This window comes from Pantoea sp. S61 (genome assembly GCF_016625145.1).
In the GTDB taxonomy this organism is placed as follows: domain Bacteria; phylum Pseudomonadota; class Gammaproteobacteria; order Enterobacterales; family Enterobacteriaceae; genus Pantoea; species Pantoea rwandensis_B.
Genome location: NZ_JACVUO010000004.1, coordinates 295,283 through 309,470, shown reverse-complemented (window position 1 = coordinate 309,470; position 14,188 = coordinate 295,283). Strand labels below are relative to the sequence as shown.

9 protein-coding genes and 6 tRNA genes are annotated in these 14,188 nt (G+C 53.1%); 12 read left to right on the top strand and 3 right to left on the bottom strand.

Annotated features, from left to right (window positions below; genetic code table 11):
• Nucleotides 1-137: 137 nt before the first annotated feature.
• Together glnS and nagE are read right to left on the bottom strand one after the other, a co-directional pair.
• Complete coding sequence (gene glnS / locus IAE30_RS11695; RefSeq protein ID WP_038648266.1) at nt 138-1,805, bottom strand: glutamine--tRNA ligase; 1,668 nt, start codon at nt 1,803-1,805, stop codon at nt 138-140.
• A 151-nt stretch (nt 1,806-1,956) separates the two neighbouring features.
• Complete coding sequence (gene nagE / locus IAE30_RS11690) at nt 1,957-3,981, bottom strand: N-acetylglucosamine-specific PTS transporter subunit IIBC (protein WP_038650217.1); 2,025 nt, start codon at nt 3,979-3,981, stop codon at nt 1,957-1,959.
• Between the two features lie 342 nt (nt 3,982-4,323).
• On the opposite strand from nagE, the gene nagB reads away from it, so the two are divergent.
• From nagB to IAE30_RS11635, 11 genes are all read left to right on the top strand, one after another.
• Nucleotides 4,324-5,124, top strand: a complete 801-nt coding sequence (gene nagB, locus IAE30_RS11685; RefSeq protein WP_034829102.1) for a glucosamine-6-phosphate deaminase — start codon at nt 4,324-4,326, stop codon at nt 5,122-5,124.
• 60 nt (nt 5,125-5,184) lie between these two features.
• Entirely contained in the window at nt 5,185-6,333 is a 1,149-nt protein-coding gene (gene nagA, locus IAE30_RS11680) for an N-acetylglucosamine-6-phosphate deacetylase (RefSeq protein ID WP_200539381.1), read from the top strand.
• 7 nt (nt 6,334-6,340) lie between these two features.
• Nucleotides 6,341-7,561 (top strand): N-acetylglucosamine repressor, encoded by a 1,221-nt coding sequence (locus IAE30_RS11675; RefSeq protein WP_034829098.1) that lies wholly within the window; start codon nt 6,341-6,343, stop codon nt 7,559-7,561.
• Nucleotides 7,562-7,600: 39 nt separating this feature from the next.
• Nucleotides 7,601-8,353, top strand: a complete 753-nt coding sequence (locus IAE30_RS11670; RefSeq protein WP_034829095.1) for an HAD-IIA family hydrolase — start codon at nt 7,601-7,603, stop codon at nt 8,351-8,353.
• Between the two features lie 330 nt (nt 8,354-8,683).
• Nucleotides 8,684-10,351, top strand: coding sequence for an asparagine synthase B (gene asnB / locus IAE30_RS11665; protein ID WP_200679748.1), 1,668 nt, complete (start codon nt 8,684-8,686; stop codon nt 10,349-10,351).
• Between the two features lie 215 nt (nt 10,352-10,566).
• A tRNA-Met gene (locus tag IAE30_RS11660) sits at nt 10,567-10,643 on the top strand.
• A gap of 7 nt (nt 10,644-10,650) precedes the next feature.
• Nucleotides 10,651-10,735: transfer RNA gene (locus IAE30_RS11655), tRNA-Leu, on the top strand.
• Between the two features lie 21 nt (nt 10,736-10,756).
• Nucleotides 10,757-10,831, top strand: a tRNA-Gln gene (locus IAE30_RS11650).
• 34 nt (nt 10,832-10,865) lie between these two features.
• Nucleotides 10,866-10,940: transfer RNA gene (locus IAE30_RS11645), tRNA-Gln, on the top strand.
• Nucleotides 10,941-10,968: 28 nt separating this feature from the next.
• Nucleotides 10,969-11,045, top strand: a tRNA-Met gene (locus tag IAE30_RS11640).
• Nucleotides 11,046-11,051: 6 nt separating this feature from the next.
• Nucleotides 11,052-11,126: transfer RNA gene (locus IAE30_RS11635), tRNA-Gln, on the top strand.
• 85 nt (nt 11,127-11,211) lie between these two features.
• On the opposite strand, the gene ubiF is transcribed toward IAE30_RS11635, so the two are convergent.
• On the bottom strand, nt 11,212-12,384 hold the full coding sequence (ubiF, locus tag IAE30_RS11630) for a 3-demethoxyubiquinol 3-hydroxylase (RefSeq protein ID WP_200679747.1): 1,173 nt from the start codon (nt 12,382-12,384) through the stop codon (nt 11,212-11,214).
• Between the two features lie 169 nt (nt 12,385-12,553).
• On the opposite strand from ubiF, the gene miaB reads away from it, so the two are divergent.
• Nucleotides 12,554-13,978, top strand: coding sequence for a tRNA (N6-isopentenyl adenosine(37)-C2)-methylthiotransferase MiaB (miaB, locus tag IAE30_RS11625; protein ID WP_038648281.1), 1,425 nt, complete (start codon nt 12,554-12,556; stop codon nt 13,976-13,978).
• The last annotated feature ends 210 nt before the right edge of the window (nt 13,979-14,188 follow it).

The following is a 14,188-nucleotide window of genomic DNA, read 5'->3' as shown; positions in this document are numbered from 1 at the left end:
TCAGAATTGTCGCAAAATAGACAACAAGCACAGCTTGCCGCCTTCAGCATAATTCATTGCCCGTGGCGAATTACAGGCAATAAAAAAGGGCGATTGCTCGCCCTTTCATGATCATATTGTGCTATCGACGAAAGATATTACTCGCCAATCTTCGCGAAAGTATCACGCAGTCCAACCGTGCGGTTAAACACCAATTTACCCGGCTGTGAGTAGACGCTATCGGCACAGAAATAGCCTTCACGTTCAAACTGATAAGCTGCGGTAGTGGCAGCTTCACGCAAACCTGACTCCACGAAGCCCTGTTTGATTTCCAGCGAGTTCGGGTTAATGGTGGTGAGGAAATCCTCAGCCGCCGCTGGGTTTGGCACGCTGAACAGACGGTCGTAAAGACGGAACTCAGCTGGCAGTCCATGAATGGCGGAAACCCAGTGGATCACACCTTTCACTTTGCGACCATCCGCCGGATCCTTGCTCAGGGTATCGACATCACAAGTGGCATAGATGCAGGTAATGTTACCCTCTTCGTCTTTCGCCACACGCTCAGCACGAATCACATAAGCATTGCGCAGACGCACTTCTTTGCCCAGAACCAAACGTTTGTACTGTTTGTTGGCTTCTTCACGGAAGTCAGCGCGATCGATCCACACTTCACGGCTGAACGACACTTCACGCGTGCCCATCTCCGGCTTGTTTGGATGATTAGGCATGGTCAGCGTTTCTTCGTGGCCGGCGGGCAGGTTTTCGATCACCACTTTCAACGGGTCGAGTACCGCCATCGCGCGTGGTGCGTTCTCATTGAGATCGTCACGAATACAGGATTCCAGCGACGCCATCTCAACGATGTTGTCCTGTTTAGTCACGCCGATGCGGCGGCAGAATTCACGAATCGAGGCCGCGCTGTAACCACGACGGCGCAAACCTGAAACAGTCAGCATGCGGGGATCGTCCCAGCCTTCCACTACTTTCTCGGTGACCAGCTGCGTCAGCTTACGCTTCGACATCACCGCGTACTCCAGATTCAGACGCGAGAATTCGTACTGACGCGGATGCTGCGGAATGGTGATGTTGTCCAGCACCCAATCGTAGAGGCGACGGTTGTCCTGGAACTCCAGCGTACACAATGAGTGGGTAATGCCTTCGATCGCATCCGAAATGCAGTGCGTGAAGTCGTACATCGGGTAGATGCACCACTTGCTGCCGGTCTGATGGTGATCGGCAAACTTAATGCGGTACAGCACCGGATCGCGCATCACAATGAAGCTGGATGCCATGTCGATTTTGGCACGCAGACACGCTTTACCTTCCTCGAAACCGCCATCACGCATCTTCTGGAACAGCGCAAGGTTCTCTTCCACGCTGCGGTCGCGGTACGGGCTGTTTTTACCCGGCGCAGTCAGAGTGCCGCGATATTCACGGATCTCTTCCGCCGACAACTCATCAACGTAAGCCAGACCTTTATTGATCAGCTCAACGGCGTAGTTAAACAGTTGGTCGAAATAGTCTGAGGAGTAACGAATGTTGCCGCTCCACTCAAAGCCCAGCCATTGCACGTCACGCTTGATGGATTCAACGAACTCCAGATCTTCTTTCACCGGGTTAGTATCGTCAAAACGCAGGTTGCACTGTCCTTGATAATCTTGGGCGATACCAAAGTTCAGGCAGATAGATTTCGCATGGCCAATATGCAGATAACCATTGGGCTCAGGCGGGAAACGGGTATGCACACTGCTGTGCTTACCGCTCGCCAAGTCTTCGTCGATGATCTGACGAATAAAGTTCGTTGGGCGGGCTTCAGCCTCACTCATCTCAAAATCCTCAAAACAATAGCGGGTGATTTGTACCACGAAGTAACGGAGTATGATCCACAAAGCGCAGGAGGGAAACAACCGTTTGTTGGTCGTTTTAAAACAAAAAAGGCAGGAATTGCTTCCTGCCTTCTGGCTAAATCACAAGGACTTAGTTTTTCACTTCATACAACGGTGTCACACCTGCAACCACTGAACCGCTTGCCAGCAGATTCAGTCCGGCGAAATCATCGCTGTTGCTGACCACCACCGGGCTGATCATTGAGCGCGCGTTGGCGTTGAGGAAGTCCAGATCCATCTCCAGAATCGGCTGACCAGCAGTGACGGTTGCCCCCTCTTCCACCAGACGTGTGAAGCCTTTTCCTTCCAGCGCCACGGTATCCAGGCCCATGTGTACCACGATCTCAACGCCGTTAGCGGCTTCCAGACAGAACGCATGGTTGGTGTTGAAGATTTTCACCACGGTACCGGCAATCGGTGCCACCACGGTTTTGTCCGTTGGTTTGATTGCCAGACCATCGCCCACCGCTTTGCTGGCGAACGCCTCATCCGGGACTGCGTCCAGCGCGACAATCTCACCGGTCACCGGTGCCACCAGCGTAGCAATCACCGCTTTTTCAGTGTTCAGCACGGCCTGGGGTTTAGTCGCGACCGGCGCAGCGGCGGCAGGAGCGGAAGCCGCAGCAACCGGGCCTTTGCTCAATACTGTTTTCATTGCGGTGGCGATACTTTCAGCCTGAGTGCCGACAATCACCTGCACGCTCTGTTTGTTCAAACGAATCACACCGGACGCACCCAAACGTTTCGCCACGCCTTCATTCACCTGGGCTGAGTCTTTGACGTTCAGACGCAGACGGGTAATGCAGGCATCGATGTTGGTCAGGTTGTCTGAACCGCCGATGGCAGCAATGTAGCGGCGTGCCAGTGATTCAGTCTGGCTTTCACCATTACCGCTATGGTCGACGTTAACGTCATAACCATCAGTTTCATCGCCCGCAGACAATTCGCGGCCCGGGGTCATCAGGTTGAATTTCTGAATAGTGAAACGGAACACCACATAGTAGATGGCGAAGAACACCAGACCTTGTGGGATCAGCATCCACCAATTCACCGCCAGCGGGTTACGCGTTGACAGCACCATATCCACCAAACCGGCACTGAAGCCGAAGCCTGCAATCCAGTGCATGCTCGCAGCAATAAATACCGAGATACCGGTCAATACGGCATGGATCACATACAACACCGGCGCCACGAACATGAAGGAGAATTCCAGCGGTTCAGTGATACCCGTGAAGAAGGCCGCGAAGGCCGCAGCCAGCATGATACCGCCGACTTTCGCGCGGTTTTCTGGACGAGCGCAGTGGAAGATAGCCAATGCTGCACCCGGTAAGCCAAACATCATGATCGGGAAGAAGCCCGCCTGATAGCGACCGGTGATGCCCGGGATACCCGTACCATTCGCGATAGATTGTGCACCGCCAAGGAACTTAGGAATATCGTTAATGCCTGCCACGTCAAACCAGAATACGGAGTTCAGTGCGTGATGCAGACCGACCGGAATCAGCAAACGGTTAAAGAAGGCGTACACGCCTGCGCCCACCGAGCCCATTTTCTGAATGTGCTCACCGAAGTTCACCAGGCCGCCGAAGATGATTGGCCAGATGTACATCAGGATAAACGCCACAACGATCATCAGGAATGAGACAAGGATCGGCACCAAACGGCGCCCGCTGAAGAACGACAGCGCTTTGGGCAGCTCAACATGGCTGAAGCGGTTATACACTTCAGCAGAGAGAATACCGACCAGAATACCCACGAACTGGTTGTTGATCTTGCCGAAGGCAGCAGGCACCTGATCGACCGGGATCTTCTGAATCATCGCCACCGCAGCAGGTGAGCAGAGTGTCGTCACCACCAGGAAGCCCACGAAGCCGGTTAACGCGGCCGCACCATCTTTATCTTTGGACATACCGTAAGCCACACCGATGGCAAACAGCACTGACATATTTTCGATAATGGCAGAACCGGACTTGATCAGCAGAGCGGCCAGCGCATTGCCTGCACCCCAGCTGTCTGGATCAATCCAATACCCTACCCCCATCAAGATTGCCGCTGCCGGCAGTGTCGCTACCGGCACCATAAGCGCGCGGCCGACCTTTTGCAGATATCCTAAAATACTCACCTTTTTCTCCCCCTATGAGACTGGCGTTTGCCGTAGCGTGGGTTGATTTTATTATCCCTACGCCCGGTACCTTGATGACATCTTTCACCACGAGGCGCAGTGTAAAGATAAATTAATTCGCCTCGCAAATTAAAACCACAGTAACTGTGACTTTAATCACCATAATGGACGTTTATCACTGCGAAATGCTAGCCACCACCACAAACTTATTTTATGATGAAAAATATCAAGTCGCACTTTTCCCAGCTGGTTGCGCTTAAACAGATTACGCTTAATGGCAGCAACCTAAACCAGCATCGGCGACAACATTTTCCTAATCTTAATTGAGGTGAAGACATGAGACTGATCCCTTTGGCCACACCGACCCAGGTGGGTAAATGGGCTGCACGCCACATTGTTAACCGCATTAATGCGTTTAAGCCTAGCGCAGAACGTCCCTTCGTGCTGGGCTTGCCAACCGGTGGTACGCCACTGGAAGCTTACAAGCACCTGATTGATATGCACAAAGCGGGCCAGGTTAGTTTCAAGCACGTGGTGACGTTCAATATGGACGAATACGTGGGCCTGCCAAAAGAGCATCCGGAAAGCTACCACAGCTTCATGTACCGCAACTTTTTCGATCACGTTGATATCCAACCAGAAAATATCAATCTTCTGAATGGCAATGCGCCAGATATTGACGCAGAATGTCGCCAGTACGAAGAGAAGATTCGCTCTTACGGTAAAATTAATCTGTTCATGGGCGGCGTGGGCAACGACGGACACATTGCCTTTAATGAGCCGGCTTCTTCACTCTCTTCCCGCACCCGCATTAAAACCCTGACGCACGATACCCGCATCGCCAACTCGCGTTTCTTTAACGGCGATGTCGATCAGGTGCCAAAATACGCTCTGACCGTGGGTGTGGGTACGCTGCTGGATGCCGAAGAAGTGATGATTCTGGTGACGGGCCATCTGAAAGCGCAGGCGTTGCAGGCCGCTGTAGAAGGTAACGTTAATCATATGTGGACCATCAGCTGCCTGCAGCTGCATGCGAAATCTGTGGTGGTGTGTGACGAACCGGCCACCATGGAACTGAAAGTGAAAACCGTGAAATATTTCCGCGAAATGGAAGCGGAAAATATGAAAGGTGTGTGAGAACACGTTGTGAAAAACCTGCTGCCTTAAGGTGGCAGGCTTAGCCGGGAGAGAAAAACGATGTACGCATTAGTGAACGGCCGGATTTTTACCGGTCATGAAATTCTGGACAATCATGCCGTGGTGATTGCAGATGGCCTGATTGAGCGCGTGTGCCCACGAGATGCGCTTGATGCAACAATGGCACAGCAGGATGTGGCTGGTGCGTTTATCGCTCCCGGATTTATTGATTTGCAGTTAAACGGCTGCGGCGGCGTGCAGTTTAACGATGATATCGATGCGCTGAGCGTGGAAACGCTGGAAATCATGCAGCGTGCCAACGAAAAATCAGGCTGCACCAGTTATCTGCCAACGCTGATCACCAGCACTAATGCACTGATGAAGCGCGCCATCGAAACCATGCGTGCCTATCTGGCAAAACATCCGAATCAGGCGTTAGGCCTGCATCTGGAAGGCCCATGGTTAAACAAAGCCAAAAAAGGCACCCACAATCCAGATTTGATTCGTCTGCCCGATGCGGAGATGGTCGATTTCCTCTGCGCTAACGCGGATGTGATTACCAAAGTGACGCTGGCGCCAGAAAACGCCGGTGCCGAGGTGATTGGCAAGCTGCGCAATGCCGGCATTATTGTTTCTGCGGGCCATTCAAACGCCACTTATGAAGAAGCCAAAGCGGGCTTTAGTGCGGGTGTCTCTTTTGCCACTCACCTTTATAATGCCATGCCGACCTTCGCCGGTCGTGAGCCTGGACTGATCGGTGCGCTGTTTGATTCACCTGATGTATACTGCGGCATTATTGCGGATGGTTTACATGTCCACTACGCTAACGTGCGCAATGCAAAGCGTATCAAAGGTGACAAGCTGGTGCTGGTAACGGATGCAACCGCACCTGCCGGCGCGTCGATTGATAAATTCATTTTTGCAGGCAAAACAATATACTATCGCGACGGCCTTTGCGTTGACGAAAACGGTACCTTAAGCGGTTCTGCGCTCACCATGATTGAAGCGGTGCAAAACAGCGTAGAACATTGTGGTATCGCGCTGGATGAAGCATTGCGTATGGCAACGCTCTACCCGGCCCAGGCAATGGGTGTGGAAAAACAGCTGGGTTCAGTGACAGCAGGAAAAGTCGCTAATCTCACTGTCTTTACCCGCGATTATCAAATCACTAAGACGTTAGTCAATGGAGACGACGTCCTCAGCGAGTAAGTACTGAATGACCACTGGCGGCCAGACTCAAATAGGAAATGTCGATCTTGTCAAACAACTCAATAGCGCAGCCGTTTATCGGCTAATTGATCAACAAGGGCCGATATCGCGCATACAGATCGCCGATCTCAGCCAGCTTGCGCCCGCCAGCGTCACGAAAATTACCCGCCAGCTTATTGAACGCGGCCTGATCAAAGAGGTAGAGCAACAAGCCTCTACCGGTGGTCGCCGCGCCATTTCCATCATTACCGAAACTCGCCATTTTCATACCATCGGCGTTCGCTTAGGACGCAATGATGCCACGCTGACATTATTCGATCTGAGCGGCAAATCGCTGGCGCAGGAAGATTATCCCCTGCCTGAGCGCACCCAGGAAACGCTGGAGAATGCGCTGTTCAATGCCATCACGGCATTTATGGCGGCGCATCAACGCAAGATTCATGAATTAATCGCGATCGCGGTGATTCTGCCGGGCCTGGTAGACCCGATTAACGGCATTATTCGCTATATGCCGCACATTGCTGTCAGCCACTGGCCGCTGGTATCCAGCTTGCAGAAACGCTTTAACGTCACCAGCTTTGTCGGTCACGATATCCGTAGCCTGGCGCTGGCGGAGCACTATTTCGGTGCAAGTCGCGACTGTGCAGACTCCATTCTGGTGCGTTTACACCGCGGTACCGGCGCGGGCATCATCGCTAACGGCCATATTTTCCTCGGCAGCAACGGCAATGTGGGGGAAATTGGCCATATCCAGGTTGACCCATTGGGCGAGCGCTGCCACTGCGGCAACTTTGGCTGTCTGGAAACTATTGCCGCCAATGGCGCGATTGAAAATCGCGTGCGCCATCTGCTCAACCAGGGCTATCCCAGCACGCTGACGCTGGATAACTGCCTGATGCCGCAAATTTGCCGTGCCGCTAACCAGGGCGATGCGCTGGCCTGCGAAGTGATTGAGTATGTAGGGCGTTACCTCGGGAAAGCGATTGCGATTGCCATTAACCTGTTCAACCCACAAAAGGTGGTATTGGCCGGGGAAATCACCGACGCAGACAAAGTGCTGTTCCCGGCGATTGAAGGCTGCATTAATACCCAGGCGCTGAATGCCTTCCGCAAAAACCTGCCGGTGGTTCGTTCCGAACTGGATCACCGTTCCGCTATTGGCGCCTTTGCCCTGGCGAAACGTGCGATGCTGAATGGTATTTTGCTGCAGCACCTGCTGGAAGAATAATTGAAGCCTGCCGTCTGGCGGGCCCGACCGGAAACTAATATGACCATCAAAAGCGTAATCTGTGACATCGACGGCGTGTTGATGCACGACAATACCGCCGTGAAAGGCGCGAATGAGTTTCTGCAACGCATCCTTGAAAAAGAGATGCCGCTGGTAGTGCTGACCAACTATCCGTCGCAAACCGCTCAGGATCTGGCAAACCGTTTTGCCAATGCAGGTGTCGAGGTACCGGATTCGGTGTTCTATACCTCGGCGATGGCGACCGCCGATTTCCTGCGCCGTCAGGAAGGCAAAAAAGCCTACGTGATTGGCGAAGGCGCGCTGATTCATGAACTGTATAAAGCCGGATTTACCATCACCGATGTGAATCCCGATTTTGTGATCGTCGGCGAGACGCGCTCCTTTAACTGGGAAATGATGCACAAAGCGGCTTTCTTTGTGGCCAATGGCGCACGCTTTATCGCCACCAACCCGGATACCCATGCACGCGGTTTTGTGCCAGCCTGCGGTGCACTCTGCGCCGGTATCGAAACCATCTCTGGTCGCAAACCGTTTTATGTCGGCAAACCGAGCCCGTATATCATGCGCGCTGCGCTTAATAAGATGCATGCCCACTCGGAAGAGACGGTGATTGTCGGCGATAACCTGCGCACCGATATTCTGGCCGGATTCCAGGCGGGGCTGGAAACCATTCTGGTGCTCTCCGGGGTTTCGACGCTGAGTGACATTGATGCGATGCCTTTCCGCCCTGACTGGATTTACCCTTCAGTGGCCGATATCGACCTGTTCTAAACCTGCTCTTATCGCGTTTACTTATCGCCCTGCCCGCACGCCCTGTGAGCAGGGCGTTTGTTTTTGCATCCCTTTATCATGATTCAGTGCAACGTTAATTGCGCAGGAAATCATCCAAAACGCCAATTCATTAGACACCATCTAATTTAATCGACATTAAATTAGATAAAATTCAATTTTTAAGCCATCACAACAATCTTTTTATCAAAAGATCGCAATTTCACTTGCGTTAACACCACCAGATAGCGCATTTTCTTATACATCACGCAGTCAAGGCTGCCGGACAAACGTAGAAATAACATCGCCGCAAGGTGAGATCAGGAGTCAGTTATGTGTTCGATTTTTGGTGTGCTGGATCTGAAAACCGATCCTGTTGAATTGCGCAAGAAAGCGCTGGAGTGTTCCCGTCTGATGCGTCACCGTGGCCCGGATTGGTCTGGTGTGTATGCCGAGGACAACGCCATTCTGGTGCATGAGCGCCTGTCGATTGTTGACGTTAACAACGGTGCACAGCCGCTGTACAACGCTGACCACACCCACGTACTGGCCGTGAACGGCGAGATCTACAACCATCAGGCTTTGCGTGCTGAACTGAGCGATCGTTATGCGTTCCAGACCGGTTCTGACTGCGAAGTGATCCTCGCGCTGTACCAGGAAAAAGGTCTCGATTTCCTGGATGATCTGCAAGGTATGTTCGCCTTTATTCTGTGGGACAGCGTGAAGCAGCAGTATCTGATTGGCCGTGACCACATCGGGATTATCCCACTGTACATGGGCAACGATGAGCACGGTAACCTGTTTGTCGCCTCAGAAATGAAAGCGCTGGTGCCGGTTTGCCGCACCATTAAAGAATTCCCGCCGGGAAGCTTCCTGTGCAGCAGCGATGGCGAAATCCGTCGTTACTGGCAGCGCGACTGGATGGATTTCTCTGCCGTTGCCGAGAACACCACTGACGCTGCGGGTCTGAAGCATGCGCTGGAAGAGTCAGTGAAAAGCCACCTGATGTCTGACGTGCCTTATGGCGTGCTGCTGTCTGGCGGCCTCGACTCCTCCATCATTTCTGCCGTGACCAAGCGCTTTGCGGCAAAACGTGTGGAAGATGAAGACAAAAGTGATGCCTGGTGGCCACAGCTGCACTCTTTTGCTGTCGGTCTGGAAGGCTCACCTGATCTGAAAGCGGCCAAATCCGTGGCGGAACATCTGGGCACCGTGCACCACGAGATTCACTTTACCGTGCAGGAAGGTCTGGATGCGATTCGCGATGTGATTTACCACATCGAAACCTATGACGTCACCACCATTCGCGCTTCAACGCCGATGTATTTGATGTCGCGTAAAATCAAGGCAATGGGCATCAAAATGGTGCTGTCTGGTGAAGGCGCGGACGAAGTGTTTGGCGGCTACCTGTATTTCCACAAAGCACCGAACGCTCAGGAATTCCACGAAGAGAACGTGCGTAAATTGCTGGCGCTGCACATGTTTGACTGTGCGCGTGCCAACAAAGCGATGTCTGCATGGGGCGTTGAAGCGCGCGTACCGTTCCTCGACAAGAAATTCCTCGACGTGGCGATGCGCATCAACCCGGAAGACAAAATGTGTGGCAGCAACGGCAAGATGGAGAAACACATTCTGCGTGAGTGCTTCTCTTCTTACCTGCCGGAGAGCGTCGCATGGCGTCAGAAAGAGCAGTTCTCTGATGGTGTAGGCTACAGCTGGATCGATAGCCTGAAAGAGGTGGCGGCGAAGCAGATTACCGATCAGCAACTTTCTACCGCGCACTTCCGTTTCCCGTACAACACGCCGAACTCGAAAGAAGCGTATTTGTACCGCGAAATCTTTGAAGAGCTGTTCCCGATCGCCAGCGCGGCAGAGTGTGTACCGGGCGGTCCATCCGTTGCCTGTTCATCTGCCAAAGCGATTGAGTGGGATGAAGCCTTCAAAAACATGGATGACCCATCTGGTCGTGCTGTAGGTGTGCATCAGTCCGCCTACAAATAAGCTTGTGAATGAGTAGGATAAGGGGTCTGTAAAGGCCCCTTTTTGTTTTCATCGCCGATGTTACGTTAGAAAACTGCTGAATAAATCGCCACCCTGGTTACAAGCCAGTCAAACAGGCGTTTTAAGGCAAAAAACGGCAAAAAACTTGTTGACGCTACAAAGCTCAATACGCATAATGCGCCCCGCAACGCCGATGAAGGTTAGCGAAAAAAGATGGCTACGTAGCTCAGCTGGTTAGAGCACATCACTCATAATGATGGGGTCACAGGTTCAAATCCCGTCGTAGCCACCATCTTTTCGCGGGAGTGGCGAAATTGGTAGACGCACCAGATTTAGGTTCTGGCGCCGCAAGGTGTGCGAGTTCAAGTCTCGCCTCCCGCACCATTTCAGTCTTCGGCAGCCGGATGGGGTATCGCCAAGCGGTAAGGCACTGGTTTTTGATACCAGCATTCCCAGGTTCGAATCCTGGTACCCCAGCCAATCCGATATTTACTCGTGGATGCGAGTCGACAGATGGGATATCGCCAAGCGGTAAGGCACCGGTTTTTGATACCGGCATTCCCTGGTTCGAATCCAGGTATCCCAGCCATTATCGGATGCAGTAAGCAGTAAACTCAGGCTACGTAGCTCAGCTGGTTAGAGCACATCACTCATAATGATGGGGTCACAGGTTCAAATCCCGTCGTAGCCACCAAATTTTTGGGGTGTCGCCAAGCGGTAAGGCTCTGGTTTCTGATACCAGCATTCCGGGGTTCGAATCCCTGCACCCCAGCCAAATTGCACAATAAAGCCCGCTTTTGCGGGCTTTATTGTTTTCTGCTTCCGGTTAAAACAAAGAGCGCCTTGCGACGCTCTGACACCTATAGGCCCAACGCGTACTTCAGCGCCTTACGTTTCAGCGCTCCGGCATTCTCCGCTGCAATCAATCCCAGATTACGCACAAAACGCAATGGGGCCAGCGTGTTGCTAAAGGCAAAATAGAACAGATCCATCCCGCCCTGCATCAGCAAATTATCTTTATAACGTTGACGATGATAACGCTGTAACACCGCGTCCGATGACCACAACTGTGCCTGGCTGCGCGCTTCCACCAACGTATTGATTAATGCATCAACGTCACGATAGCCGAGGTTGACGCCCTGTCCCGCGAGGGGATTGATGGTGTGTGCCGCATCACCCACCAGCGCTAATCCTGGTAAGACATAGCGGGTAGCGTGGCGACGAACCAAAGGGAATGAGGCAGCTTTCTTGACCTGAACCCGCCCAACGCGTGCCGGAAAATGGGCGTGAATCTCTTTTTCAAGCTGTGACAATGGCAACGCCTGTAGCTGGCGAATACGCGCCGGTGCGTCATACCACACCAGAGAAGCATGGCGATCAAACAGCGGCAGAAAAGCACGTGGCCCCTCTGGCGTAAATTGCTGCCAGGTCGAATCCCCCGTATCATGCTCACATTCGACGCTAATCAGCATGCAGGACTGCGCGTATTGCCAGCCACGCACCCCAATTCCCGCCAGCTGGCGCACGCGCGAGTTGGCGCCATCCGCGCCAACCACCAGCCGCGTATCCAGCGTGGTGCCATTATCCAGCTGAACCTGCCAGCCGCCGCGATGCGATTGAAGCTGTTGCAGGCTGGCGGGGCAGATCAGCGTGATCCCCTCTTCCTGCATCTTTTCCCACAGCGCACGTTGCAGCACGCTGTTTTCCACCATATATCCCAGCTCAGGCAAGCCCAGCGAGGCGGCATCAAAGGTCACATGTGCACTTTGCCACTCCCAGGTTTCGAGCTTGCGATAAGGCGCACAGCGCATCGCCTGCACGCGTTCCCACACATTCAATTGACGCAGCAGTGCTACCGACGAGGCTCCAATCGCGGAAATGCGAACATCGGGCGGGCTTGCGGCATTAAACGCAGCGGGTTCAGCACGTTCAATCACCGCCACACGAAATTGCTGCTGTGCCAGTCCACAAGCCAGCGCGGCACCGACCATACCGCCGCCCACCACCACCACATCAAAATGTGAATCCTGCATTGACTCTAATCCTTCTGCTTGCCGTGATAGCTCACGTCATCACGTTGATAGATAAAGTGTACCGGAAATTTGCTGCACAATCTCAGGCCCTGCTGTGCTGGTCACAACAGCAGCAAAGCATTACAATACGCGCCCTGCACTTCCCTGCTCTGAATCAATGGCTAGTTCGATGACCAAAAAACTGCATATTAAAACCTGGGGCTGTCAGATGAATGAGTACGATTCATCAAAGATGGCCGATCTGCTGAACAGTACGCACGGTTACACCCTGACCGAGGATGCTGAAGAGGCGGATGTACTGCTGCTCAACACCTGCTCGATCCGTGAGAAGGCGCAGGAGAAGGTTTTCGCCCTGTTAGGACGCTGGAAGAAATTGAAAGCGATCAATCCTGACGTGATTATTGGCGTCGGCGGCTGTGTCGCTTCGCAGGAAGGTGAACGCCTGCGTGAACGCGCCAATTGCGTGGATATTGTGTTTGGTCCACAGACGCTGCATCGCTTGCCAGAGATGCTGAATCAGGTGCGCGGGACGAAAAGCCCGGTGATTGACATCAGCTTCCCGGAAATCGAGAAATTTGACCGTCTGCCAGAACCGCGTGCAGAAGGCCCGACGGCCTTTGTCTCCATTATGGAAGGCTGTAACAAATACTGTACTTTCTGCGTGGTGCCTTACACCCGAGGCGAGGAAGTGAGCCGTCCCTGTGACGATATTCTGTTGGAAATCGCGCAACTGGCTGCGCAGGGCGTGCGAGAAGTGAATTTACTGGGCCAAAACGTCAACGCCTATCGCGGCACGACCTTTGATGACCAGCTCTGCAGCTTCGCGGAACTGTTGCGTCTGGTGGCGGCCATTGATGGCATTGACCGCATCCGCTTTACCACCAGCCATCCGATTGAATTCACTGATGACATTATTGATGTCTACCGTGACACGCCAGAGCTGGCGAGCTTCCTGCACTTACCCGTTCAGAGCGGTGCCGATCGTATCCTGACGCTGATGAAGCGTGCGCACACCGCGCTGGAATATAAAGCCATCGTCCGCAAGCTGCAGAAAGCACGTCCTGATATTCAGATGAGTTCAGATTTCATCATTGGTTTCCCTGGCGAAACGCAGCAGGATTTTGAGCAGACCATGAAACTGGTGGGCGACGTGAATTTCGATGTCAGCTTCAGCTTTATCTACTCGGCCCGTCCGGGTACGCCTGCCGCTGATTTGCCTGACGATGTTTCGGAAGAAGAGAAAAAGCAGCGCCTGTATATTCTGCAGGATCGCCTCAATCAGCAGGCGATGGCGTGGAGTCGTCGCATGCTCGGCACCACGCAGCGTGTGCTGATTGAAGGTATCTCACGTAAAAATGTCATGGAACTCACCGGGCGCACCGACAACAACCGCGTGGTGAACTTCGAAGCGCCGGTTGAAATGATCGGTAAGTTTGTCGACGTGGAAATTGTCGATGTTCATGCCAACTCGCTGCGCGGCAAACTGATCCGCACCGAAGATGAAATGGCCTTGCGTGTCAGCCAAAGCCCCGATGCCGTCATAGCCCGTACACGCCGTGAAAATGACATCGGTGTCGGTCTCTACCAACCTTGATATCCCACGCTTTGCGCGGCAGTGCACAAGATGCTGCCGCCCGTTTCATCCCGTGCCCCTTGCATTCCACCTGCAACGCCCAAATATCGCTTTTGCAACTTGCAGCCGGGCCTTGCCCCATAAATAATTCCGTATATACCCTAAATCATTCAAGGTTCATGAAGGCGGCAAGGGAATGAATCCCCTGGAGCTTACTCCGGTAAGTGACTG

Excerpts from the sequence above, each read along its gene's own strand:
- ubiF (WP_200679747.1), bottom strand. The coding sequence starts at position 12,384 with ATGCAGGATTCACATTTTGATGTGGTGGTGGTGGGCGGCGGTATGGTC.
- nagB (WP_034829102.1), top strand. The coding sequence starts at position 4,324 with ATGAGACTGATCCCTTTGGCCACACCGACCCAGGTGGGTAAATGGGCT.
- glnS (WP_038648266.1), bottom strand. The coding sequence starts at position 1,805 with ATGAGTGAGGCTGAAGCCCGCCCAACGAACTTTATTCGTCAGATCATC.
- miaB (WP_038648281.1), top strand. The coding sequence starts at position 12,554 with ATGACCAAAAAACTGCATATTAAAACCTGGGGCTGTCAGATGAATGAG.
- IAE30_RS11670 (WP_034829095.1), top strand. The coding sequence starts at position 7,601 with ATGACCATCAAAAGCGTAATCTGTGACATCGACGGCGTGTTGATGCAC.
- IAE30_RS11675 (WP_034829098.1), top strand. The coding sequence starts at position 6,341 with ATGACCACTGGCGGCCAGACTCAAATAGGAAATGTCGATCTTGTCAAA.
- asnB (WP_200679748.1), top strand. The coding sequence starts at position 8,684 with ATGTGTTCGATTTTTGGTGTGCTGGATCTGAAAACCGATCCTGTTGAA.
- nagA (WP_200539381.1), top strand. The coding sequence starts at position 5,185 with ATGTACGCATTAGTGAACGGCCGGATTTTTACCGGTCATGAAATTCTG.